Source organism: Natronohydrobacter thiooxidans, from assembly GCF_001884735.1.
GTDB classification, from domain to species: domain Bacteria; phylum Pseudomonadota; class Alphaproteobacteria; order Rhodobacterales; family Rhodobacteraceae; genus Roseinatronobacter; species Roseinatronobacter thiooxidans_A.
This window is the reverse complement of record NZ_MJAP01000003.1, coordinates 222,869-245,139: the sequence shown is the minus strand read 5'-3', so window position 1 is coordinate 245,139 and position 22,271 is coordinate 222,869. Positions and strand designations below refer to the sequence as shown.

Below are 22,271 nucleotides of genomic sequence, written 5' to 3'. Positions count from 1 at the left end.
CTCCTGGCGGGACGATACTCTGATGATCGCAGAAAACTCTGTTGCATGTCGCCTTATTTCCAGCGAAGATCAGGCAAGAATACTGTCTTTTGAAGGAAATGCAGCCAAATGAACCGCGTTAAGCTGGACACATTCGACCATGCCATCCTGCGGCATCTGGCAGTGAATGGCCGCATGAGCGTGACCGAACTGGCAGACCGGATCGGGCTGACCAAATCGCCGACCCAGGCGCGGCTGAAGCGGCTGGAAGAGCAGGGCGTGATCATCGGCTATCGCGCCATGATTGACCCGCATCAGGTCAATGCGGCCCATATCGCTTTCGTCGAGATCAAGCTGTCGGACACGCGCGAGGCGGCGCTGCGGGCCTTTAACGAAGCCGTGCGCAGGGTGCCCGAGATCGAGGAATGTCATCTGATCGCGGGGGCATTCGACTATCTGCTGAAAGTGCGCAGCAGCGATATCGCATCCTATCGCAGGGTGCTGGCCGAGCATATTTCGGGCTTGCCGCATATCACCTCGACCTCGACCCATGTGGTGATGGAAGCCGTCAAGGAGACCGGTGAAGCGCCGGTCTTCTAAGGCGCGGGTTTGCGTCTTGCGGTCAGCAGGGGCATCGGGCCTGCACGCAGAGTCAGCATGCCGCCCGTGCTGATCCCGAAGCCCGTTGCGGCTTCGAGCGCATCCAGAAAGCGCTGTTCCAGCGCGCCCAGATCCAGCGGGCAGGGCAGGCGGGTCGTGCCGAGATCATGGAAATCCAGCCGGTCCTCGTCGATCCGGGCCTGGGCGACATAGCGGTTGCAGGTGGCGCGGCCCGAGAGGCGGTTGTCGTTCAGTTCCAGCGTCATCTCGGCGCCTTGCGCCAGTGCCAACGGAATCCCCAGAAGGCTGGTGACGCGCCAAGGCTCGCCCGCAAGCAGGCTGAGGGGATCGCCCGCGCAGCCCTCGGGCAGGGTGGCGGTGGTGTCGATGCGCAGATGGGCCGTGACAGGGTAGATCAGATCGGCGCTGCCAAGCCTGCAAGGGTCTTCGGTCATATGCAGCGCCAGCGCGTTTCCTTGTAGCGAGACGCTGCCATCGCGCGGGGCCGAAATCGTCAGGCCGCTGGTTGAAAGGCTGGTCTCTTCCAGCCCCGGAACTGTAATCAGTGCCTGATCGCGCTGCAGTTCGATCTGCCAGTCCCCGCTGCGGGCGCGTGCGACCATGGGCAGGATGGGAGGGAAGAGCGCGGCTTCGCACTCTTCCTCGGGGCTGCCTTGCCAGTTCAGTTGTGCGCGATTGCCGTCGAGGATGAATCTGTACCCGGCCGCGTTGGCGAACGCCTCGTCCTGATCCTGCAGCGGGTCGACGAGCGCTTCCAGACCATTCCGTTTCAGGCGCAGCGATGCGCCGTCATGGCTCACGCGTAGCGGGGCCCCCTCGCCACATTGCCAGATATCGGCGAAGCCAAGCGCCAGGTCGGGGTGAAGTCGTTGCTCTGCAGTGCGGGTGGTGTCGCCATCGAGCGGCTGGACGGGCCCCTGCGCGATCACCCTTCCATCCTGTGCCAGCCCTGCCTGCAGCGTCTGTGTCCCGCGCGGCAGGTGCGGAAGGACGAACTCATGCCCGACCGCGCCCTCGGGCAGGGCGTGGCGGAGGCTGAGATTTGTGGTGCCTGTGCTGGTGCGGAATGTGAGCACGGCCTCTGTGCCCGCGGACGCCGGACTGTCCCAGCCCAGCGAGATCGAGGCTGCCTGCGCCTGCGCAAGAAGTGCCGAGAGACTGAGGGCGGTGGCGGCCAGAGGCGCGAGGCGCATGTCAAGCTCCGTCTTTCGCGATGGACAGCGCCCGACCTGGCGACGAGGGCGCCCCCCGCGCCCCCGGATCAGGCGCGTTCGCTGTATTCAAAGGTTTCCGTATTGACGACGATATCTTCGTCCGGGCCGACAAAGGGCGGGACCAGAACGCGCACGCCATTGTCCAGAACAGCGGGCTTGAAGCTGTTGGCGGCAGTCTGGCCCTTGACCACGGGTTCGGTATCCACGACCTTGCACACGACTTTCTGCGGCAGAGCCACGTTCAGCGCTTCCTCGCCGTAATATTCGACGGTTACGGTCATGCCGTCCTGCAGGAAAGGGCGGCGCTCGCCCAGGATTTCGGCATCCAGTTCGACCTGCTCATAGGTTTCCATATCCATCACGACCAGCCGACCGTCGCTTTCATAGAGAAACTGCTGATCCTTCTGTTCCAGCCGGACGCGTTCGACCTTGTCGTCCGAGCGGAAGCGCTCGTTCAGCTTGCGCCCGTCGCGCAGGTTCTTCATTTCGACCTGTGCAAAGGCACCGCCCTTGCCGGGCTTGACATGGCTGACCTTGACCGCGGCCCAAAGACCGCCGTCATGTTCCAGCACATTGCCGGGCCGAATTTCGTTACCGTTGATCTTTGGCATGAGAAACCTTGTGCAAAACTTGATGTTTTCGTTGCCATTCCTATATCGCGGGGACTGGTGCCGCGCAAGAACGCGATATTGTCGCGGAAATCAGCTGATATGCAGAATTTGCATGGGTGGTATGCATCATCGGAGTAGCGAATCGACGATGAAACCGCGTATGCAGGCTCGAGCGGTGAATGCAAGAGCAAGAACAAAGGACGAGATGATGTTTGATGCGGCGGATGGAACGGCCTTTACCCATGAGCAAGGCGCCCGCGCCCGGAAACTGTTTGCAGCTGTCGTACTGGCTGCGCTGGATGATGCGATTGCGGATGACAAGAAATACGGCAACGGGCCTGAGCAGATCGCCCGCTGGGCACGCTCGCGCGACGGGCGTGAAGTGCTGAGCTGTGCTGGCATCGACCCGAACGAGCGCGTGGTCTCTGGTCTGATGGAATTCGTGGCCAAAGGCGTGCGCACCTCGGTTGCACTGTCGCGCGAGGAAAGCGAGCGTCGCAATGCTGCTGCAGCGGCAGAGGCCGAAGCCGCCTGAGACTGCCGGGACGCGCGAAAAAGCCGGGGCCCTGTCATTGGACAGGGCCCTGGCTTTTTGTCAGCGGCTGACGCCCAGATGCTCGGCGAGGAAATCCAGCCGGTCCTGCCCCCAGAAAGCGGCCTCGCCGACCTTGAAGAAGGGCACGCCGAACACGCCGTCGGCGACGGCCTCTTCCAGATTGCGCGGGTAGATTTCGGCGCCTTGCAGCATGCCGCTGAAGGACAGGGCCGGATCGAAACCCGCAGCGGAGAGGCAGTCGCGGATCACCTCATCCTCGGCGATATTGCGTTCTTCTTCCCAGCAGGCGCGGGTCAGCCCTGTGACCAGCGCGGCCATATCGCCCCCGCCGGTTTCCTGCGCGGCGATGATGGCATAAGAGGCCGGGGCAGGGTTCGCCGGGAAAAAGGCCGGTCGCAGATTGATCGGCAATCCAAGCAGTTTCGACCAGCGCGCCAGTTCCTGCATCCGGTAGGCTTTGCGGCTCTCATGGCGCTCGGCGAGGATCTTGCCGCCGGTGCGCTGGAAGAGCGCGGTCGGATCTACCGGCTTGTAGCGGATCGCAACGCCAGCGGCAGCGGCGATCTCGGCAGGCCGGGTGCCTGTCATATGGGTCCAGGGGGAAATCGGGCTCAGGTAATAGTCGATCTGTGTCACGGTGCGCGTCCTGTCGCAGGCTGCAGGTTTGCAAGACCGTAACGGGGTGATAAGCGGTGTCAACATCTCCGAATCCCCAAGGACCGCCTGATGATCGAACGTTCCGAACCCAAGCTGATCGCTGGTAACTCCAATGTGCCGCTGGCCAAGGCGATTGCGCGGCGCATGTCGCTGCATCGCGGCATGTCCGTCGCCCCCGTGGATGCGCGCGTCGAGCGGTTCAATGACGGCGAGGTTTTCGTCGAGGTTTTCGAGAATGTCCGGGGCGAGGACATGTTCATCATCCAGTCGACCTCGAAACCCGCCAATGACCATCTGATGGAGCTTCTGATCATCGCGGATGCGCTGAAACGCTCGTCAGCAGGGCGGATCACGGCGGTCATTCCCTATTTCGGCTATGCAAGGCAGGATCGCCGCACCAAGGCGCGCACGCCGATTTCGGCAAAGCTGGTCGCGAATATGATCACCCAGGCGGGGATCGAGCGTATTCTCACACTGGATCTGCATGCCGCGCAGATTCAGGGCTTCTTCGATATTCCTGTGGACAACCTCTATGCTGCGCCGGTCTTCTCGCTTGATGTGATGCATCACTTCAAGGGGCGCCTGCAGGATGTGGTGATCGTGTCGCCGGATGTGGGCGGCGTGGCGCGCGCGCGCGAACTGGCCAAGCGTATCGGCTGCGCGCTGGCCATTGTTGACAAGCGGCGGGAGAAGCCGGGCGAGATTGCCGAGATGACGGTGATCGGCGAGGTGAAGGGCAAGATCTGTATCATCGTCGATGATATCTGCGACACGGCGGGCACGCTCTGCAAGGCCGCCGAGGTGCTGGTCGAGGCAGGCGCGACCGAAGTGCACAGCTATATCACGCATGGGGTTATGTCTGGCCCGGCGGTCGAGCGGATCACCAATTCGGTGATGAAATCGCTGGTGATCACCGATTCCATCGCGCCCACGGAGGCCGTGACCGCCGCGCCAAATATCCGCATCGTGCCCACGGCGCCGATGTTTGCACAAGGCATTCTGAACACATGGAAAGGCACCTCGGTCTCGTCGCTTTTTGACACCGAAACCTTGTCGCCGATTTATGAAGGGCTTTACGGGCTCTGATCTGCGGCTGTTGCTGCGCTCCCGCCCCGATACCCTGGGGGCAGGTCGCGGCGCAGGCGCTTCAGTCGTTCTCGCCCTGCGGGCGCATCTTTGGGCGCGACCGTTCCGAGGGCGGCAGGGCGTCGCGCGAGTCGAAATCGTTGATATCGCGTCGCGCGGCGCGGCGCTGGCGGTTCCAGCGCGAGAGGCCCAGCCAGACCGCAAGCCCCACACTGGCCCAGATCAGCCCCTGCAGGAAGATATGCAGCCCCGGCACCAGCCAGACGACAAGCCCCGCCACGGCTGCGCCCGCTGCGAAACCGAGCGCCACATAGGCGACGGTCAGCATCTCGACGATCAGCAGAAACGCCGCGATCAGGCCCCAGATTGTCCAGTCGGGCAGGGCAAACAGGTCCATGGCTTACATCTCCTTGAGGATGGCTGCGGCCTCGCGGAAGGAGTTTGACGGCCCGCCGGGCAGCATGATGAGTTTGGCATTGTCGGATTTTGCCAGACCTTCCAGCGCCTCGACCTGCATCCGCGCGGTCTGGAAGGTCAGCGCTTCGCGGGCATTCTCGCCGGACATCGAGGCCGCGATCACGCGGTTCGCTTCGGCATTGGCCTCGGCGATGGCGCGGATTGCGTCGGCACGGCGCTGGGCTTCATAGAGTTCGGCATCGGCGTTGAGTTCGGTCGCGCGGCGCACCCCTTCGGCGCGGGTGATCGCCGCGCGGCGCTCGCGTTCGGCGGCCAGAACCTCGGCCATGGCCTTTTGCGTGGTCTCGTTCAGCCGGACATCGGTGATTTCCGAGCGCGAGATGCGGATGCCGTAGGTCTGGCCTGCATCTTCCAGCGCTTCGAGCAGCGCCACATTCAGCGAGCCACGGTCAGACTGGACCTGATCCAGCTCTACCTTGCCCAGTTCCGAGCGCACCAGCGACTGCACAAGCCCGATCACCAGACTGTCGATATTGTTCACGCGGAAGACCGCCGCTTCCGGGTTCTCGATCCGGTAGACCACCAGCAATTGCGCGCCGAAGACCACGTTATCGGCGGAAACCACTTCGAGCGAGATATCGTTGAGCACCTGATCATTGACCGGCACTTTCGAATGCACGCGGTCGAGGAAGGGCACGATCACATTCACGCCTGCGTCCAATGTGCGGTGATAGGCGCCAAGGCGCGTGATCACGTAATTCTGCGCCTGAGGCACGATTTTCAATCCCAGCAGGACGATCAGCACCAGCAGTACGACAAGAGCAAGAATGAGTTCCATAAGCGTCCTCTTCAAACGGGTTGCGGCGCAGGTGCCAGATCGGCCGGGATGTGCTGCGCGGGGTAATCATGCGTCTTGCACCACAATGTGGCGCGCGATCAGCATCAGTGCAAGGGCCGCCGCCGCACAGAGCACCATACCGGCAATCAGCGGTATCGGCGTGCCGTCATAGGCCAGAGAGATCGGAACCGCGATCAGGCCTGCGAAGATGGTCGAAAAGGACATCACCACCGATGCCCCGATCCCGGCGATATGGCCCAGTGGCTGCATGGCCAGCGCGTTCAGATTGCCGAAGGTCAGCCCGATCGAGAAGAAGCCCGCGCACATGAAGCCGATGAACAATCCGAAATCCCAGGGCGCGGGCAGGCCGAGTGTGATCAGTCCGAGAAAAATCAGCGAGATCGAGAGTTGCCACAGAAAGCCCAGCGTCGCGATGCGCTGCATCCCGAAGCGCAGCACCAGATGCGCGTTGCTGACGCTGGCCGTGCCCGCGATCACGGCGGTCAGCGCAAACCAGAAGGGGAAGGTGCTGGCCCGGTCATAGACATCATCAAAGATCATCGGCAGGTTTGAAAGCCAGACATAAAGCGGCGCGAAGGCGAAGGTCAGCGCCAGCACATAGACCATGACATGCGGATTGGTGGTGATCTCGACCAGAGCCGCGCCGATCCTGCGGGGTCTGAGCGGGCGGCGGCGCTCGGGGGGCAGGGTTTCGGGCTGGCGCAGGGTCAGCCAGAGTGCCGCGACCAGACCGAAGACCACGAAGGCGAGAAAGATCATCCGCCAATGCGAGATCCACATGATCCCGGCCCCGATGGACGGGGCAAGGGCGGGCACCAGCACGAAAAGCGTCATGATGATCGAGGTGACGCGCGCCATGATCCGCCCTTCATAGAGATCGCGGATCATGGCAGTGGCGACGACGCGCGGCGCGGCTCCGCCCACCCCTTGCAGAAATCGCGCAGCCAGCAGCATCTCGATGCTTTGGGCCATGATGGCAAGCACCGCCCCCAGCAGATAGAGCGCGATACCCACCAGCAGCACGGATTTGCGCCCATAGGCATCCGAGACCGGACCGCATATCAGTGTTCCGAGCCCCAGCCCCAAGACGAAGCTGGTGATCACCAACTGGCCGCGCGCGGGCGCGTCGGGGGAAAGTTCCTGCCCGATCTGCGGCAGGGCAGGCAGCATCGCATCGAGCGAGAAGGCAACCGAGGCCATCATCAGCGCCATGAGCGCCACAAACTCGCCGAAGCGCAGCGGTTTGGTGGGCGTCAGCCGCGTGATCATGCGGGTGGGCCGGTCAATTCGTCGATGACGTTCTGCCAGACCTGCACTGGCTGCGCACCCGAGACCGCATATTTTCCGTCGATGATGAAAAACGGCACCCCGGAAATGCCGCGCGCGCGGGCCATGCGGTCGGCCTCGCGGATCAGGTTCGCATCGGCGTCGGTGCCAAGAAGGCGTTCGATCAGCGCTGCATCGAGCCCGCTCTGGCGGGCGAGGTCCAGAAGCGTGTCATGATCCCCGATATCGCGTCCTTCGCGGAAATAGGCGCGGAAAAGCGCCGCGACCATCGCGTTCTGCCGCCCCTCCAGCCCGGCCCAGTGGATCAGGCGATGTGCATCCAGCGTGCTGGGGGTGCGGGTAATTGCGGGAAAATCAAACGTGATACCCGCATCCTCGGCGGCTTCGATCACCGGGCGGTGGGCGGCGAGAATGCCCTGCGCATCGCCGAATTTCAGCGCCATGTATTCATCACGCGACATGCCTTCCGGCGGCATGTCGGGGTTGAGCTGGAACGGGTGCCAGCGGATTTCAAAGGGATGATCGGGGCGCGACTCCAGCGCGCGGTCGAGCCGGGCCTTGCCGATATAGCACCAGGGGCAGATCGGATCGGAATAGATGTCGAGCGGGATCATGTCATAGCCTCGAAGGTTTCGCGCAATTTGCGGCGGGAGAGTTTGCCATTGGGATTGCGCGGCAGGGTGTCGCAATGGCGATAGAGGCGCGGCTGTTTGTAGCGGGCCAGACGTTCGGCGGCATGGGCGGTCAGCGCCTCCTCGGGCAGGGGTTCGGGTCCGGTATAAAAGGCGGCGATCACGCTCACGCCCGCGCGCAGGGTGACTTCGGTGCAGGCGATTTCCGTGATGCCGGGATGGTCGGCCAAGGCGCGCTCAACCTCCAGCGGCGAGACGCGGAAGCCGCCTGCATTCATCATATCGTCGTCGCGTCCGAGATAGCTGAGTGCGCCATCTGCGGCCATCTGCACGCGGTCGCCGGTCAGGAACCAGTCGCCCTGCAGGGGCAGGTCGGGGCCGTCCGTGGCCAGATAGCCCAGCATCAGGCCCGGATCGCTGCGATGGATGGCGAGCACGCCCGCGTCCTCGCGTGCGACAGGCTGACCCTCGGGGTCGAGGACCGCAAGCCTGCGTCCGGGTTGCGGATAGCCTGCGCTGCCTGCCGGTGCGGGCCGCGCGGGGCTGGCCGAGACATAGGTCGAGCATTCCGACATGCCCAGCGCCTCATAGATCTCGCGACCGGTCGCGTCGCGCCAAGCTGCGCGGGTGAGGTCGGGCAGTTTCTCGCCCGCTGAAAGCCCGTGGCGCAGGCGGGGCAGATCGAGCTTGCGACCGTCTTTGAGAAGCTGGCGATAGACGCCGGGCACGGCGGCGAAAAGGGTCGCGTCAAAGCGTTTCAGCATCAGCCCCAGCGGCGCACCCTGCTCGGGGATCAGGGCGGTTGCGCCGATGGCCCATGGGTCCATCAGCCCGGTGCCGAGCGTATAGGTCCAGTTGAAGGCCCCGGCATGGAGCATGCGGTCATCCGGGGGCAGCCCGTACCAGCCGTCCCACATCATCCGCCGCGCCCAGATCGCGCGATGGGCATGGATCACGGCGCGCGGGCTGCCGCCGCTGCCCGATGTGTAGATGATATAGCCGGGGCGGTCGGGCGCGCCCATATGCCAGTCGCAGGGGGGCAGGGCCTGCATGGCGCGCAAGGCGTCGAGGGTCAGGACCGGGGCGGGGTGATCGGGCAGGGTCACGCCCTCGCCTGCGAGCACCAGCGCGGGGGCGATCTCATGGGCGATACGGGTGATCTCTGGCGCGGTAAGTTGCGTTGAGGTCGGCACCGGCACCAGCCCTGCGGCCAGCGCACCCAAGTAAGCGATGGGGAAATCCACGGTGTTTCCCAGACGCAGCAGGACGCGGGCGCCAGGTTCCGGCCCTGCGCGCAAGAGCCCGGTGCCGGTGCCGCGCACTGCTGCGATCAGTCGGGCATAGGACCAGCGTTCGGCACCGCTGCTGCGCAGGATCTGCAGCGCGATCTTGTCGGGGGTGGCGCTGCCTGCGGCCAGCACATAGCGCGCCATGTTGAAGGGCGCGGGGCAGGGCGGATGTGCGGTGTCGGGGTCGGTCAGGGACAACATGGCCAAGAGCTACGCCCGCCAACTGTCAGTTGCAAGCCCATGCGCCCGAGGCTATGGGAAAGCATGAGCGCACGCGACCCCTTGTCTGCCCTGAATGTTTCCCGTGGCGGGACGGCGCTGGAGCCTGCCCATCCCATCGATCTGGCCGCCCGCGTGCGCGATCTGCGCAAGGCACGCGGCTGGACGCTGGAGAGGGCCGCGAAATCGGCGGGGCTGGCGCGCTCGACGCTCTCCAAGATCGAGAACGGGCAGATGTCGCCCACCTATGACGCGCTGAAGAAACTGGCGCAGGGGCTGGAAATCTCGGTGCCGCAGCTTTTCACCCCGCCCGAGCGGCCCGCAGCCAGCGGGCGCATGGCGGTGACGCGCAGTGATGAAGGGCAGGCGCAACCGACGCCGACCTATGATCACCGGCTGCTGGCGGCGCAGCTGACGGCGAAGAAGATGCTGCCCTATCAGGCGCGGGTGCGTGCCCGGTCGATGGAGGATTTCGATGGCTGGGTGCGGCATGGCGGGGAAGAGTTTCTCTATGTGCTGACGGGCGAGGTGCGGCTGTTTACCGAGTTCTATGCGCCTGTCGATATGAAGCGTGGGGACAGTGCCTATTATGATGCGAGCATGGGGCATAATGTCGTGTCGCTCTCGCGCGAGGATGCGCAGATATTATGGGTGACGTCGCTGGCGTGAAGGGCTGGGAAAGAGTACTTTGCCTCCGAGGGTACAGAGGCAAGGCTTTGGAAGCAGGGTGCAGGGGCGAGAATGATGCGCAAGACGCGTTTGGTTCAGCATCAGAGCGTCACTCTGGCGACGGAAGCCTTCGGGGATCCGGGTGATCCGCCTTTGCTACTGATCATGGGAGCCACGGCATCCATGCTTGGATGGCATGATGAATTCTGTACAGCGCTGGCCGAATGCGGGCTCTATGTGATCCGTTTTGATCATCGTGATACCGGGCAGTCAACGACGGTGCCGCCGGGGCAGGCAACGTATGCGGTGGAGGATCTGGCTGACGATGCCATTGCCATCCTTGATGCCTATGGGATCGACAAAGCGCATGTCGCCGGGATGTCGCTTGGCGGGTACATCGCGCAGATGCTGGCAGTCGCGCGGGCGGAGCGCGTGGTGTCGCTGACCCTGATCGCATCCGAGCCGCTTGGTTGGGATGGTGTCGAACTGCCACATATCTCTCAGGCATTTCTGGACCATTTCAGCGCGCTTGGTGCGCTCGACTGGTTGGATCAGACCGCTGTGGCGGATTTTCTCGTCGAAAGTGAAAGACTCTGCGCCGGAACGGGCACGCCCTTCGATGAGGTTCGCGAAAGGGCGCGCGTCAATCGCGTGATGTCACGAACCCACAGCCTGCCGAGCATGTTCAACCATGCCACAGTATCGACCCGCGAGGACTGGACAGGGCGTTTTCGCGAAATCAGATGCCCCGTCCTGGTTCTTCATGGGGCCGAGGATCCGATCCTGCCCATCGAGAACGGGAGAGCCATCGCCGATGGCATATCTGGTGCATCGCTTACGGTTCTTGCCAATACCGGGCATGAGATACCCTTGCCGAGAATCCCTGAAATTGCCGGGCGGATTGCGGTTCAGGTGCGCAGGGGCAAGGTCTGAGTCCGGTTTGCCGTCAGTGACCTTTCGGCCCCGTGCACCCGCCCCTCAATCATGCGTATGGGTCAGTTCCGGCACATCGTCCTGACCGGCGGAACCGCGCCCGGAGAGGGACGGGTTCTCGACGAAAAACCGGTGGCAGTTGAAGAGTTTGCGCTCTTCTCCGTCACCGGGCAGGGTGCGGATCGCGGGGCCTTCGGGGCGGAGGATCCAGCTTTGCGCCTCATCGGCCAGATTGGCGGCCATGATCTGCCGGACGATCTGCGCCTTGACGGTCGGGTTCAGGATCTCGACCAGCGTTTCCACCCGCCGCACCAGATTGCGCCCCATCCAGTCAGCAGAGGACATGAACACCCGCGCCTGATCCGAGGGCAGATCGGCCCCGTTGCCGAAGCAGACGATCCGCGAATGCTCAAGAAACCGCCCCACCACGGATTTGATGCGGATATTCTCGGACAGGCCCTTGATGCCCGGACGGATGCCGCAGATGCCGCGCACCACAAGGCTGATCTTCACGCCCGCCTGCGAGGCGGCATAGAGTGCGTCGATCACATCGGCGTCGATGATCGAATTCATCTTGGCCCAGATTTCGGCCGGGCGGCCATTGCGGGCATTCTCGGCCTCGGCCTCGATCATCGCGATCAGGCGCGGTTTCAGGGTCAGTGGCGAGATGGCGAGGTTTTCAAGGCTCGCGGGTTCCGCGTAGCCCGAGAGGTAGTTGAAGACCCGTGTGGCATCGCGCCCGAGCGCGGGGTCGCAGGTGAAGAGCGAGAGGTCTGTATAGATGCGCGCGGTGATCGGGTGATAATTGCCGGTGCCCCAGTGGGTATAGGTCACAAGCCGGTCGCCTTCGCGCCGGACCACGGTGCTGATCTTGGCATGGGTCTTGTAGTTCACGAACCCATAGACCACATGCGCGCCCGCGCGTTCCAGCCGACGGGACTGGCGGATATTGGCGGCCTCGTCGAAGCGCGCTTTCAGTTCCACCAGTGCCGTGACCGATTTGCCCGCCTCGGCGGCTTCGCAGAGCGCGGCCACAATGGGGCTGTCGCGCGAGGTGCGGTAAAGCGTCTGGCGGATGGCCAGCACATCGGGGTCGCGCGCGGCCTGTTCCAGAAAGCGCACCACCATGTCGAAGGTCTCATAAGGGTGGTGCAGCAGCATGTCCTTGTTGCGGATCGCGGCGAACATATTGCCGCCGTGATCCTGCACCCGCTCGGGCACGCGGGGGGTGAAGCTGGGCCATTGCAGATCGGCGCGCTCATCGAGCACCAGCTCTTTCAGCGAGGCGATGCCCATGATGCCATCGACCTCGATTACATCGGCTTCGGGTACGCCAAGCTCTTCCATGACGACCTCCCGCAGATCGCGCGGGGCGCCTGCCGAGACTTTCATGCGCACCACTTCGCCTCGGCGGCGGCGTTTCAGCGCCACTTCGAATTCGCGCACGAGATCTTCGGCTTCTTCCTCGACTTCCAGATCACTGTCGCGCAGCACCGAGAATGTGCAGGAACCCAAGAGCTTGTAGCCCGGAAACAGGTTGTCCAGTTCGGCGAGGATCAGTTCTTCCAGCGGCAAGAGGCGGATCGGGTTGGTCCCGAGACGCAGAAACCGGTCGATCTGGCTGGGGATCGGCACCAAGGCGTCCAGTTTGCGCCCGCGTTTGTCCTGCAATTCCAGCGCGAGGCAGAAGCCTGCATTGGGGATGAAGGGGAAAGGGTGCGCCGGATCAATGGCCAGTGGCGACAGGACCGGAAAGACCTGGCTGAGGAAATAGCTGTTCATCGCGTCACGATCCGCGGGGGTCAGATCTGATTGCGAGAGGATGGAGATTCCGGCCTTGTCCAGTTCCGGGCGCAGTACGGCCCAGACTTCCTGCTGGTAGTCCATCAGGCGGCGTGCATCCTCATGGATCAGGACAAGCTGTTCGGCCGGGCTGCGCCCGTCATCCGAGGGGGTCGTATTTCCGGCCCGCGCCAGTTCGCGCAGACCGGCCACGCGGACGGTGTAGAACTCGTCGAGATTGGTGGCGGAAATCGACAGGAAGCGCACGCGTTCCAGCAAGGGCACGCGCGCGTTCATCGCCTCTTCCAGCACCCGCCAGTTGAAGGCGAGCCAGGAGAGTTCGCGATTGAAAAACCGCTCCGGCCCCTGCGGGTCGAAATTCTCCAGCTTCAGCGGCGCGGGAAACGGGCTGTTCAGGAAATCCGCTGACAGTGGAAGCTCAGTTGTCTGAACAAGGGGGAGGGGCTGGGGCGCGGTCATCTGCGTGGGGCTCATGGCTGGGTTGGTGAGGGGGGCGGCTCGGACAGGGTTACTTGCGCGCCTGTATGACGGGGACGCCGCCCGCAGTCAGGGTCAGGCGCGTGGCTTCGGAATCCAGCAGGTAGCCGTCGATCATACTCAATGTATCGGCAAAGGTTCGCTCCTGTTCGTCCAGCCCGTCCGGGCAGGCGATCCGGGTGCTGGCGATGCGCCCGAAGGACAGGATGCCACCGTGACGCCGATAGCCACCGATCAGGCGATTGCATCCCACAGTCGCGCTGACGCGTCCATCCGGGAAGAAAACAAGCTCTGTGCGGGACGGAAAGAGTGTGGGTTTGTCCCTGATCGAGCTGATATTCCACAGACCTTGCGTGAAATCGACTTCGGGGAGGGCGAAGCGGCATTCCGACAGTTCCGCGCCGTCGATCTTCAGCAGGGCCGAGTCGCCCTTTGTATGGATCGAACTGGCCGGGTTGGCGGGGTCGACATAGAGCGCGCCCGATGCGGCCGGTTGCGCCGACATCGACAATACCTGTTCGTTCAGCCGCAGACGCACGGAATCGGGCAGAAAGCCGATCTCGACCAGTGTATTGCCGCAGATCAGCAGTGTCGCGAACCCCATCTGCGGTGCCCTGAGCGCGCGGATGCTGCCGAGTTCCAGATCGTCCGATCCTGCCGTGATCGCGCGCGGCTCGCTGAGCCAGAACATGTCGTCATCCGCCCGCAGGCCCACGCGCAGCACGAGATCCGCGTCAATCGGGGCATCGATGCGGAAATCGAACGGGCTTTGGCGGCCTTCGCCGGCTGCGCGGCTCTGGGCAAGCCCGCGATCCCCCGCAGTACTGATATCGACGATGATGGTGGTCGTCTCGGGCAGCGCCATGCGTTCCAGCACCATGATCTGTCCGGAAATGCTGCGCATTTCCGTTGCTGCCGCAGGCAGGGACAGCAAGGACAGCAAGATGATGAGACATGCGGGGAAACGCATGGTCGTGACCCTCCGGTACAAGAAAACTAACAGTTCAAGCCTAGGCGCCGTGGGGTCAATACACAAGCGTGAAGCCCACGATGCCTTTAGTCAGAATCGCGTGACATTTGCATGACATCGGCAGCAAGTTGTCGCGATATTGCGCATTTGCGCGCCAGTGACTCGGCGTCGAGCCGTGCCACCAGCACCTGCGCGGCGGCCAGAGAGCGCTCCATCCGCGGCAGAAGGAACGGGATCAGCCGGTCGGAAATCTTCACTTGCCGATCGGCAAAGAGCTTTTCCAGAACGCCCGCAAGCAGCGCGTCATCGGGGGGGGTGAGCGCGACATGCTGCGCGGCCTGAAGGCGCGAGAGCAGATCGGGCAGGCGCAGGCCCCAGTCGCGTACCGGCCCCCGCGCTGCCAGCAACAGCCGCCCGCCGCGTTCGGCGAGCATGTTGTGCAGATGGAAGGCGGCGGTTTCCAGCGCCGGGGATGCGGCAAGCACATCGGCATTATCGAGCGCGACGGCCCCGGTTTCGGCGAGATCCGTGAGATCGGCGTCTGTGAGATCGGGGGCTGTCAGGTAACGCGCTCCTGTGGCCTTGGCCCAGATATGCAGCAGATGGGTCTTGCCAGACCCCTGCGGGCCAGTCAGCACCAGCTTGCCTGCGGGCCATGCTGCCCCGCTCCAGCCCTCTGCGCCGAGGGTGATCAGTGCCTGAGCGTTGCACGGAGCCGCGATGAAACTCTCACGCGCAAGATCGGCGGGCAGGGCCATCGGAATGGGCATCTGGCGCGGGTTGCGGGTCATGGTTTCGGGTCGTCCTGTGGCTCTGCTGCCGGGGGGGGCGGGCCGTAAAGTGCGCTGCTTTGGTATTGCTCCAGCCCGAAGCGCACCAGCACGCCCACCGAGGCCGCGACCGGAACCGCGACCAGCATGCCGGTAAAGCCGAACAGCATTCCAAAGGCCGAGACTGCAAAGAGAAGCCAGACTGGGTGCAGGCGCACGGAATTGCCGACGATGCGCGGCACGAGGATATTGCCTTCAAGTATCTGGCCAATGGCAAAGATCACCACCACTGCGCCGATGCTGGCGGGCATGCCCCAGAATTGCCAGAGCGCCACACCTATGGCGAGCGCCCCGCCCACGATCGCACCGATATAGGGGATGAAGGAGATCAGACCTGCGACAACCCCGATGGCCAGTCCGAATTGCAATCCGACCAGCCCCAGCGCTGTGGCATAATAGGCCGCAAGGATCAGGCAGACCGTGACCTGCCCGCGCACGAAACCGGCAATCGCGCGGTCGATATCTGCGGCCAGGCCGCGGATGGTCGGGGCGTGCTGGCGTGGCAGCAGGTCATCCGCGCCGGCAACGACGCGTGGCCAGTCGAGCATCAGATAGAATGCCACAACCGGGGTGATGATCAGAAACACGATCACGCTGACCAGACCCGAGACCGAGCGCCAGACGCCTTCGGCAAGCACCGCTCCGCGGTCGCGGATCGTCTCGCCCAGGGCGGCCAGAGACGTCTCAAGCGTATTGTCGAAGGCGGCGATTTCCGGAAAACGGCGGCTCAGGGTTTCCTGCAGGTCGCGCAGCAGTTCCGGGACGGTTTCAGTGAACTGCACCGCCTGAGAGATAACAGCCGGCACGATCAGCAGGAAGGCCAGCACGATCAATCCCAGAACAGAGGCCATGAGTGCTGTCACGGCAAGCGGGCGTGGCAGGCCCAGCGCGGTCAGCCGCAGGACCAGCGGGTTGAGGAAATAGGCGATGGCCGCGCCGGTGACAAAGGGCAGCAGTGCCGGGCCCAGCGCCCAGAGGATGAGTGCGAGGACAAGGGCCGCTATCGCCCAATATCGCAATTGCACCTCCGGGGACAGGACCATCTGCTTGCCTTTGTTCAGGATTCATTCAGAAGCGTGCGCGGTTACAACTGCATATGCCGTGCTCGCGCCCCGCGTTCAATGGCTGCCGCGTGCAAACGGTCGATTTGCAGTTCATGGCGGATTTCTTCGAGCAGGCGCAATTCGCTTTGTGCGAGTTTGCCGTCTGCCGCAGCCACATCACAGGCAAGCGCATAGGCGGTTTCGGTCAGCTTCTCGGGCAGGCTTTCGCGGATCAGGCCGAACAGGGCGTCAAGACCGTCTTCTTCTTCAAGCAGATCGAAAACTGTCTGCGCGATGGTTCTGATCCGGTCGGCGTCGTACTCGCCGAAAATGGGCAGATGATTGACCAGCGCCTGAATTGCGACCAATTCGGCGGTGCGGATCTGCATATCGGCGGCCGATACAGCGATCATCACGGCAACAAGGCTGTCCTGCGGAGAGAGAGGGTGTGGCAGAGGGGCCATCTGTATATCCTTCGGATGTGTTTGCGCGCGAGATTATTGACGGCACAGGGCGGGGGCAATAGGAAGCGAGCCTTATATCAACCCTCCACAGAGAAGTGACCCAAACCCATGTCCCGACTGCGTGACGCCGCCCAAAGCTCGAAAGCCTGGCCTTTTGAGGAAGCCCGCAAGCTGGTGGCGCGCTACAAGGGCAAGGTGCCGGAGAAGGGCTATGTTCTGTTCGAGACCGGCTATGGCCCCTCTGGTCTGCCGCATATCGGCACATTCGGCGAGGTGGCGCGCACGACGATGATCCGGCGCGCGTTCGAGGAATTGTGTGATATTCCCACCCGGCTGATCTGTTTCTCGGATGATGTGGATGGGATGCGCAAGGTGCCCGACAATGTGCCGGACCCTGTGGCGCTGCGCGAGCATTTGCAAAAGCCGCTGACCTCGGTGCCTGATCCGTTCGGCAAATATGAGAGCTTTGGGCATCATAACAACGCGATGCTGCGGCGGTTTCTGGATACGTTCGGGTTTCAGTATGAGTTCATCTCGGCGACCGAGTTCTACAAATCGGGCCAGTTTGACGAGATCCTGTTGCGCGCGGCGGAACGCTATGACGCGCTGATGAAGGTGATGCTGGCATCCTTGCGTGAAGAGCGGCAGCAGACCTATTCGATCTTCCTGCCGATCCACCCGGAAACCGGTCGCGTGCTCTATGTGCCGATGAAGCATGTGGATGGAGAGAAGGGCGAGATCACCTTCGACGACGAGGACGGCCGCGAATGGACGCTGCCTGTGACCGGCGGCAATGTGAAGCTGCAATGGAAGCCCGATTTCGGCGCGCGCTGGGCCGCGCTCGATGTGGATTTCGAGATGTATGGCAAGGATCACTCGACCAACACGCCGATCTATGACCGGATTTGCGAGATCCTTGGCGGCAAGAAGCCCGAGCATTTCGTCTATGAATTGTTTCTGGACGAGAATGGCGAGAAGATTTCGAAATCCAAGGGCAACGGGCTGACGATTGACGAATGGCTGACCTATGCCTCGACGGAATCGCTGTCCTATTACATGTATCTGAAGCCCAAGACCGCGAAGCGCCTGTCCTGGGATGTGATCCCGAAAGCGGTGGATGAGTATCACCAGCAATTGCGGGCCTATCCTGACCAGACACCAGAGCAACAGGCGGCCAATCCGGTCTGGCATATCCATGGCGGCGATGTGCCCGCGAGCGGGATGGTGGTCAGCTTCTCGCTTCTGCTGAATCTGGTGTCAGTCGCGCGGGCCGATGACAAGGCGACGCTCTGGGGGTTCATCCGCGCCTATGCGCCGGAAGCGGCCCCCGAGACGCATCCGGATCTGGATCAGGCCGCAGGATTTGCGGTGCGCTATTTCAAGGATTTCGTGGCGCCCAACCTGTCCTATCGTGCGCCGAGCGAGGCCGAGCGGGCCGCGCTGGAAGACTTGGCCGCGAAGCTGCGCGGGATTGCCGCGGATGGGCAGGTGCCTGCGGAATATGCGGCTGAGTTCAGCGCGTTGAGTGAGGAAGTCTTCATGTCGGTGGTGCGCGATACCGGCAAGGCGCATGGCTTCTCTTCGCTGCGCGACTGGTTCAAGGTGCTCTATGAGGTGCTGCTGGGGGCCGAACAGGGGCCGCGCTGGGGCAGTTTCATCGCGCTTTATGGCGTGGCTGAAACCGTCGCGCTGATCGAGAAAGGTCTGGCGGGCGAGTTGCGCTAGCCCTTGCGCCAGCGCTGCCACCAGCCGCGCCATTCGCCTGCCAGTGCATCGGCGGGCCTGCCCATGATCGGGCGGGCCTGATCAAGGGCCGCGCGCGCCAGCTTGTAGCGCCGCGCGGTGGCATGGCGGCGGAACAACTCGCGGGCATAGGCGTCATCGGGGGACAGGTCGGGCTGCGCATCGAGAAAAGCGATCAGCACATCAAGATCATTGTGATCGCCCAGTGTCTCGGTCAGCGCGTCGATCCGCGCGATATGGCGGGCCATGGATTTGGGTCTGATCTGCGCGAGAAACCGGGCCTGATACCAGTGGCGCTTGAGTGCCTTGCGCCAATCATGGAACGGCGCTGCGGTATATTCGTGGCCGAAGCTGGCTCTGGCTTTTTGCCATGCGTTGCGTGCCTGCCCCCATGTCCGGTGCAGACCATTCCAGACGACAAGATTGGCCTTGTCGGAGAGGGAAATCTGGGCAAGTTCGCGTTGCAGGGTCGTAAGGACTTCGGCCAACTGCTTCAGGGCCGCGCCCTCGATCTCCATGCGCCGTTGTTGCTGCGTTTCTATCAGCCGCCTACGCAGGCCATCGAAACGGGCGGGCTCGCGCAGCACTGCGGTGATGGCGTCGAAACCTGCCAGCATCGCCTCGGCGTCGCGCGCGGGCGCAAGCTGCTGTGCCGCGTCGCGCAGGGCCGCGTTCAATGGTCTGAACGCGGGTAAGCCCGGTCGCAACAGCTGCAACAGCCCGCGCAGCTCCTTGCTGCGCTTGCGCAGGTCATGCAGCGAGGCATCAGTACCCTGTTCGGAAATCTCGGTCAGCGCGTCCTGCAGGCATGTCTGCAGGACGCGTTCCAGCGCGGCTTTGGTCGACCTGTCGGTGCGGCGCGCGGCAAGATCTGTCATGGTTTGAGGATAGGAGAGGCAAGGCGGGCAGACAAGCCGGTTGCATCTGATCCGGTTTGCGGCTCTCTGCGTAGAGGTTGAGGGAGGACCGATCATGCGACGTGCAATCCTGTCTTTCATCGCCGCTTTCAGTCTGGGCCTGCCCGGACTTGCGCAGGATGGTCTTGCGCAGGGCAACCCGATCGCGCAGGTCATCGCGGATCAGATCGCGGCTTTGCGGGTAGATGATTTCGAGACAGCTTTCAGCTATGCCAGCCCCGGCATAAAGCACATCTTCGGCACGCCCGAGCGCTTTGGCCGGATGGTGCGCGAGGGCTATCCGATGGTGCACCGGCCCGCCGAGGTGGTGATGCTGGACCAGACCGCCCGCGGATCTGAGGTCATCCAGCGGGTGATGATGCGCGATGCGGGCGGTCGTCTGCATATTCTCGCCTATGCCATGGTGGAAACCCCTGAGGGCTGGCGCATCAATGGTGTGCAGATCCTGCAGGCGCCCGAGGTCGGTGCATAGGGGAGCGCGCGCTGACCTCAGCCGGGTTTAACCGCTCATTGGTACATCTTGTCCGATCCGGAAGGCCGGGCGCATGGCGCTGTCTGGCCGATCCCTGGGCTCAGATCGAAGGACAAGAGGGTTTTTCCATGAACATGGCCGTTACGCACGGGCTGGCGATCATGCCGCCGCCTTTCTCTGCCGGGCTGGATGTCTGGTCGCAATCAACGGGCCGCCCCGGCACGCCGACCTATGACAGCGCTGGCTTCGCGGCCTTCGTCCCGACCGATCCTGATTATGGCGGGTGTCTGGAAATCCAGAAGATCTCGGCCACCACCCGGTTGCGCTGGATGGGCGCGGCTCCGATCATGCCGGGCTGCTATCTGCGTATCCGCGCGCGGATCAAGGCAATGGGTGGTGTCCTGCCCAATGTGGCGATTGCGGCCTGGGCGGGGACAGCGGCAGGGGTGCAGGTGGGTGGTCTCACTACCACGGGCCCGGTGACCAGCCTGACCAGCTACGGCACGATTGTCGAGGTGTCGGCCATTGTCGGCACCGGCGTGCGGCCGGGTGTCGATATGGTCTGGCCGACAACTGTCGAAATTGCCCATTTCGGTATTGATCTGACCGGTCCCACCGGCGGCGTGGTGCGTGTCGATGATATCCTGATCGAGGATGTGACAAGCTACTACGCGGGCGAACTCCTGGGCGTGGTCGATGTGCGCGATTTTGGGGCTGTCGGGAATGGCAGTGCCGATGACCGACCCGCCTTTGTGGCGGCGATTGCGGCGGCGGGTATGCGGCGTCTGCTGGTGCCGGAGGGGGTCTTTCACATCGGCTCTGACCTGACGATCCCCAACCCCGTGACCTTTCGGGGCACGCTGAGCATGCCCGAAAGCGCGGTGCTCATCCTGCAGCAGGATTTCGATTTTCCGGCCTATGAGGCGGCCTTCGGCAATGGCGAGACCGGGTTTCGCAAGGGGTTGCAGGCGCTGTTTCATTCCTCGCAGCATATCATCTTCGATCTGAAAGGGCGTCGCATCGTCCTGAATGCGCCAATCGACATGCGCGCTTTGGTGGGGTTTGACGATATCTCCTCGCGCCGCGTTCTGGCCAATGGCCTGCTGGATGCCGCAGAGAGCACAGCCTGGAATACGGTCACGGTCACACGCACTGCCACCTACAATGTTTCAAACGCGCACCGGCTGGACGGGATCAGCAATGTGGCTGGCGTGCCGGTGGGCGCGCGTGTGTCCGGGGTCGGGGTCGGGCGCGAGGTCTATGTGCGCAGCCGCAGCATCTCGAACAATCGGGTGACGCTCAGCCAGCCATTGCATGGCGGGTCGGGGACGCAGAGCTACACCTTCGAGCGCTTTCAGTACATGCTGGATTTCTCGGGCTTTTCCAGCCTGCGCAATTTCGAGATGCGCAATGTCGAGCTGCGCGGTCGCGGGCGGTGTTCGGCGGTCATGCTGCCCGAAGGCGGGCGCATCTTCCGCTTTCTGGGCTGCCAGTTCGAGCGGCCGCGGGATCGTGCCATCACCTCTATCGGCGGGGGATGTCAGGGCATGTGGATCGAATCTTGCCAGTTCGAAAGCTCGCAGCAACCCTTCAATGCGCAGGACCGCACGGTGATTGCCTTCAATGTCAACGCGAATGACACCAAGATTCGCAACAACCGCGCCGTGCTCTGGGCGCATTTCGGCATTCTTGCCGGGTCCGGCCACCTGATCTCGGGCAATCATTTCTTTCAGGGCGACACCCAGAATCTGGGGATACGGCAGGCTGGTCTGATCCTGACCAACAAGAATTGCTCGACCAGCGTCACCGGCAATTATGTGGATAACTGTTTCCTGGAACTGACCAATGAGTATGACCCCCAGCCCGAGCATAGTTCCGGATTTTCCTTTGGCGGGCTGAGTGTCGAGGGCAATATCTTCTTTGCTATCAATGTGGCGAGTTCGTTCAATTTCATCGTGGTCAGACCGTTCGGGCCGGGGCATTTCCTGCAGGGGCTGCATGTCAGCGGCAATGTATTCCGCACTGTCGGGACGCGTATCGACCGGGCCGAAAGGATCGATACGACCTTTGCCACACTGGCATTCAACCGGTTCCGGAACGTCATTTTCGACAACAATGCCTATAACGGGATTGATTTCCCTGCGGAAAGTCCGGCCGTCATCGTGCATGATCAGAATTCCGAGGCGACCAACTGGACTGTGGGTACGGGCGACAAACTGCCCTTTGGCGGCTTTGCCCGGACCGTGACATCGGTTGTGATGGAAGGCCCGGCGCGCGACAGCAGCAACGCGACGCGTTATGACATGCCGTTTACCGAGGTGCAGCAAGGCGTCAACAACAACCAGGTCCGGTTGCGCTGGCCGCAGGCCGTGCGGGGCCGCGCGCTGGTCACAGTCAGGGTCGACCGACCGCTCTGAGTGCAATTCCGTTTCAGAAACGCAGACGCGCCATCATTCCCGATGGCGCGTTTTTCTGTCTGCGGGTCGCGTCTGCGTGATCGCGGTTCTTGGGTGCGCAGATGCG

The 22,271-nt window shown here is 63.0% G+C and carries 22 protein-coding genes; 8 read left to right on the top strand and 14 right to left on the bottom strand.

What is annotated here, in order from left to right; genetic code table 11:
• Nucleotides 1–108: 108 nt before the first annotated feature.
• Nucleotides 109–579, top strand: a complete 471-nt coding sequence (locus BG457_RS03745; RefSeq protein WP_071795665.1) for an Lrp/AsnC family transcriptional regulator — start codon at nt 109–111, stop codon at nt 577–579.
• Here BG457_RS03745 and BG457_RS03740 read toward each other — a convergent pair.
• Together BG457_RS03740 and efp are read right to left on the bottom strand one after the other, a co-directional pair.
• Nucleotides 576–1,793, bottom strand: a complete 1,218-nt coding sequence (locus tag BG457_RS03740) for an META domain-containing protein (RefSeq protein WP_071795664.1) — start codon at nt 1,791–1,793, stop codon at nt 576–578. The two genes, BG457_RS03745 and BG457_RS03740, sit on opposite strands and share 4 nt — an antisense overlap.
• A gap of 68 nt (nt 1,794–1,861) precedes the next feature.
• Nucleotides 1,862–2,425, bottom strand: coding sequence for an elongation factor P (efp, locus tag BG457_RS03735; protein ID WP_071795663.1), 564 nt, complete (start codon nt 2,423–2,425; stop codon nt 1,862–1,864).
• 208 nt (nt 2,426–2,633) lie between these two features.
• Between efp and BG457_RS03730 the strand changes: the two genes are divergently transcribed.
• On the top strand, nt 2,634–2,960 hold the full coding sequence (locus tag BG457_RS03730) for a DUF6280 family protein (RefSeq protein WP_071796032.1): 327 nt from the start codon (nt 2,634–2,636) through the stop codon (nt 2,958–2,960).
• Between the two features lie 60 nt (nt 2,961–3,020).
• Here the strand turns inward: BG457_RS03730 and BG457_RS03725 are convergent, their stop codons facing one another.
• Nucleotides 3,021–3,617, bottom strand: a complete 597-nt coding sequence (locus BG457_RS03725; protein WP_139257534.1) for a 2-hydroxychromene-2-carboxylate isomerase — start codon at nt 3,615–3,617, stop codon at nt 3,021–3,023.
• A 90-nt stretch (nt 3,618–3,707) separates the two neighbouring features.
• Between BG457_RS03725 and BG457_RS03720 the strand changes: the two genes are divergently transcribed.
• Nucleotides 3,708–4,724, top strand: coding sequence for a ribose-phosphate pyrophosphokinase (locus tag BG457_RS03720; protein WP_071795661.1), 1,017 nt, complete (start codon nt 3,708–3,710; stop codon nt 4,722–4,724).
• Between the two features lie 61 nt (nt 4,725–4,785).
• Here the strand turns inward: BG457_RS03720 and BG457_RS03715 are convergent, their stop codons facing one another.
• From BG457_RS03715 to BG457_RS03695, 5 genes are all read right to left on the bottom strand, one after another.
• Nucleotides 4,786–5,121: a hypothetical protein gene (locus BG457_RS03715; RefSeq protein ID WP_071795660.1), complete on the bottom strand. Its 336-nt coding sequence runs from the start codon at nt 5,119–5,121 to the stop codon at nt 4,786–4,788.
• Nucleotides 5,122–5,124: 3 nt separating this feature from the next.
• Nucleotides 5,125–5,979, bottom strand: coding sequence for an SPFH domain-containing protein (locus tag BG457_RS03710; protein WP_071795659.1), 855 nt, complete (start codon nt 5,977–5,979; stop codon nt 5,125–5,127).
• Nucleotides 5,980–6,045: 66 nt separating this feature from the next.
• The gene (locus BG457_RS03705) at nt 6,046–7,269 is read right to left on the bottom strand and encodes a multidrug effflux MFS transporter (protein ID WP_071795658.1); all 1,224 of its coding nucleotides are present in this window, start codon (nt 7,267–7,269) and stop codon (nt 6,046–6,048) included.
• Nucleotides 7,266–7,901 carry a DsbA family oxidoreductase gene (locus BG457_RS03700; protein WP_071795657.1) on the bottom strand — a complete coding sequence of 212 codons (636 nt, stop codon included), beginning with the start codon at nt 7,899–7,901 and terminating at the stop codon, nt 7,266–7,268. Before BG457_RS03700 ends, BG457_RS03705 begins: the two co-directional genes overlap by 4 nt.
• Nucleotides 7,898–9,409 (bottom strand): class I adenylate-forming enzyme family protein, encoded by a 1,512-nt coding sequence (locus BG457_RS03695; RefSeq protein ID WP_071795656.1) that lies wholly within the window; start codon nt 9,407–9,409, stop codon nt 7,898–7,900. The genes BG457_RS03700 and BG457_RS03695 overlap by 4 nt, the downstream gene beginning before the upstream one ends.
• 63 nt (nt 9,410–9,472) lie before the next feature.
• Between BG457_RS03695 and BG457_RS03690 the strand changes: the two genes are divergently transcribed.
• Together BG457_RS03690 and BG457_RS03685 are read left to right on the top strand one after the other, a co-directional pair.
• Complete coding sequence (locus BG457_RS03690) at nt 9,473–10,096, top strand: helix-turn-helix domain-containing protein (protein WP_071795655.1); 624 nt, start codon at nt 9,473–9,475, stop codon at nt 10,094–10,096.
• A gap of 72 nt (nt 10,097–10,168) precedes the next feature.
• Nucleotides 10,169–11,029 (top strand): alpha/beta fold hydrolase, encoded by an 861-nt coding sequence (locus BG457_RS03685; RefSeq protein ID WP_084657453.1) that lies wholly within the window; start codon nt 10,169–10,171, stop codon nt 11,027–11,029.
• A gap of 45 nt (nt 11,030–11,074) precedes the next feature.
• On the opposite strand, the gene BG457_RS03680 is transcribed toward BG457_RS03685, so the two are convergent.
• The 5 genes from BG457_RS03680 to BG457_RS03660 all read right to left on the bottom strand — a co-directional run bounded on the left by BG457_RS03680 (nt 11,075) and on the right by BG457_RS03660 (nt 16,616).
• Nucleotides 11,075–13,291, bottom strand: a complete 2,217-nt coding sequence (locus tag BG457_RS03680; RefSeq protein ID WP_071796030.1) for an RNA degradosome polyphosphate kinase — start codon at nt 13,289–13,291, stop codon at nt 11,075–11,077.
• A 49-nt stretch (nt 13,292–13,340) separates the two neighbouring features.
• Complete coding sequence (locus BG457_RS03675; RefSeq protein ID WP_071795654.1) at nt 13,341–14,279, bottom strand: META domain-containing protein; 939 nt, start codon at nt 14,277–14,279, stop codon at nt 13,341–13,343.
• Nucleotides 14,280–14,365: 86 nt separating this feature from the next.
• Nucleotides 14,366–15,070 carry a P-loop NTPase family protein gene (locus tag BG457_RS03670; protein ID WP_245770920.1) on the bottom strand — a complete coding sequence of 235 codons (705 nt, stop codon included), beginning with the start codon at nt 15,068–15,070 and terminating at the stop codon, nt 14,366–14,368.
• Nucleotides 15,067–16,152, bottom strand: coding sequence for an AI-2E family transporter (locus BG457_RS03665; RefSeq protein ID WP_071795652.1), 1,086 nt, complete (start codon nt 16,150–16,152; stop codon nt 15,067–15,069). Before BG457_RS03665 ends, BG457_RS03670 begins: the two co-directional genes overlap by 4 nt.
• A gap of 41 nt (nt 16,153–16,193) precedes the next feature.
• Nucleotides 16,194–16,616: a tellurite resistance TerB family protein gene (locus tag BG457_RS03660; protein ID WP_071795651.1), complete on the bottom strand. Its 423-nt coding sequence runs from the start codon at nt 16,614–16,616 to the stop codon at nt 16,194–16,196.
• Between the two features lie 108 nt (nt 16,617–16,724).
• Here BG457_RS03660 and BG457_RS03655 point away from each other — a divergent pair, with 108 nt between their 5' ends.
• Nucleotides 16,725–18,341: a lysine--tRNA ligase gene (locus BG457_RS03655; protein ID WP_071795650.1), complete on the top strand. Its 1,617-nt coding sequence runs from the start codon at nt 16,725–16,727 to the stop codon at nt 18,339–18,341.
• Here the strand turns inward: BG457_RS03655 and BG457_RS03650 are convergent.
• Entirely contained in the window at nt 18,338–19,237 is a 900-nt protein-coding gene (locus BG457_RS03650) for a CHAD domain-containing protein (RefSeq protein WP_071795649.1), read from the bottom strand. The two genes, BG457_RS03655 and BG457_RS03650, sit on opposite strands and share 4 nt — an antisense overlap.
• A gap of 94 nt (nt 19,238–19,331) precedes the next feature.
• Here BG457_RS03650 and BG457_RS03645 point away from each other — a divergent pair, with 94 nt between their 5' ends.
• Together BG457_RS03645 and BG457_RS03640 are read left to right on the top strand one after the other, a co-directional pair.
• Nucleotides 19,332–19,748 carry a DUF4864 domain-containing protein gene (locus BG457_RS03645; RefSeq protein ID WP_071795648.1) on the top strand — a complete coding sequence of 139 codons (417 nt, stop codon included), beginning with the start codon at nt 19,332–19,334 and terminating at the stop codon, nt 19,746–19,748.
• 128 nt (nt 19,749–19,876) lie between these two features.
• Nucleotides 19,877–22,165, top strand: coding sequence for a polysaccharide lyase domain-containing protein (locus BG457_RS03640; RefSeq protein WP_071795647.1), 2,289 nt, complete (start codon nt 19,877–19,879; stop codon nt 22,163–22,165).
• Nucleotides 22,166–22,271 lie beyond the last annotated feature (106 nt).

Excerpts from the sequence above, each read along its gene's own strand:
- BG457_RS03745 (WP_071795665.1), top strand. The coding sequence starts at position 109 with ATGAACCGCGTTAAGCTGGACACATTCGACCATGCCATCCTGCGGCAT.
- BG457_RS03740 (WP_071795664.1), bottom strand. The coding sequence starts at position 1,793 with ATGCGCCTCGCGCCTCTGGCCGCCACCGCCCTCAGTCTCTCGGCACTT.
- efp (WP_071795663.1), bottom strand. The coding sequence starts at position 2,425 with ATGCCAAAGATCAACGGTAACGAAATTCGGCCCGGCAATGTGCTGGAA.
- BG457_RS03730 (WP_071796032.1), top strand. The coding sequence starts at position 2,634 with ATGTTTGATGCGGCGGATGGAACGGCCTTTACCCATGAGCAAGGCGCC.
- BG457_RS03720 (WP_071795661.1), top strand. The coding sequence starts at position 3,708 with ATGATCGAACGTTCCGAACCCAAGCTGATCGCTGGTAACTCCAATGTG.
- BG457_RS03715 (WP_071795660.1), bottom strand. The coding sequence starts at position 5,121 with ATGGACCTGTTTGCCCTGCCCGACTGGACAATCTGGGGCCTGATCGCG.
- BG457_RS03710 (WP_071795659.1), bottom strand. The coding sequence starts at position 5,979 with ATGGAACTCATTCTTGCTCTTGTCGTACTGCTGGTGCTGATCGTCCTG.
- BG457_RS03705 (WP_071795658.1), bottom strand. The coding sequence starts at position 7,269 with ATGATCACGCGGCTGACGCCCACCAAACCGCTGCGCTTCGGCGAGTTT.
- BG457_RS03700 (WP_071795657.1), bottom strand. The coding sequence starts at position 7,901 with ATGATCCCGCTCGACATCTATTCCGATCCGATCTGCCCCTGGTGCTAT.
- BG457_RS03695 (WP_071795656.1), bottom strand. The coding sequence starts at position 9,409 with ATGTTGTCCCTGACCGACCCCGACACCGCACATCCGCCCTGCCCCGCG.
- BG457_RS03690 (WP_071795655.1), top strand. The coding sequence starts at position 9,473 with ATGAGCGCACGCGACCCCTTGTCTGCCCTGAATGTTTCCCGTGGCGGG.
- BG457_RS03685 (WP_084657453.1), top strand. The coding sequence starts at position 10,169 with ATGATGCGCAAGACGCGTTTGGTTCAGCATCAGAGCGTCACTCTGGCG.
- BG457_RS03680 (WP_071796030.1), bottom strand. The coding sequence starts at position 13,291 with ATGACCGCGCCCCAGCCCCTCCCCCTTGTTCAGACAACTGAGCTTCCA.
- BG457_RS03675 (WP_071795654.1), bottom strand. The coding sequence starts at position 14,279 with ATGCGTTTCCCCGCATGTCTCATCATCTTGCTGTCCTTGCTGTCCCTG.
- BG457_RS03670 (WP_245770920.1), bottom strand. The coding sequence starts at position 15,070 with ATGACCCGCAACCCGCGCCAGATGCCCATTCCGATGGCCCTGCCCGCC.
- BG457_RS03665 (WP_071795652.1), bottom strand. The coding sequence starts at position 16,152 with ATGGTCCTGTCCCCGGAGGTGCAATTGCGATATTGGGCGATAGCGGCC.
- BG457_RS03660 (WP_071795651.1), bottom strand. The coding sequence starts at position 16,616 with ATGGCCCCTCTGCCACACCCTCTCTCTCCGCAGGACAGCCTTGTTGCC.
- BG457_RS03655 (WP_071795650.1), top strand. The coding sequence starts at position 16,725 with ATGTCCCGACTGCGTGACGCCGCCCAAAGCTCGAAAGCCTGGCCTTTT.
- BG457_RS03650 (WP_071795649.1), bottom strand. The coding sequence starts at position 19,237 with ATGACAGATCTTGCCGCGCGCCGCACCGACAGGTCGACCAAAGCCGCG.
- BG457_RS03645 (WP_071795648.1), top strand. The coding sequence starts at position 19,332 with ATGCGACGTGCAATCCTGTCTTTCATCGCCGCTTTCAGTCTGGGCCTG.
- BG457_RS03640 (WP_071795647.1), top strand. The coding sequence starts at position 19,877 with ATGAACATGGCCGTTACGCACGGGCTGGCGATCATGCCGCCGCCTTTC.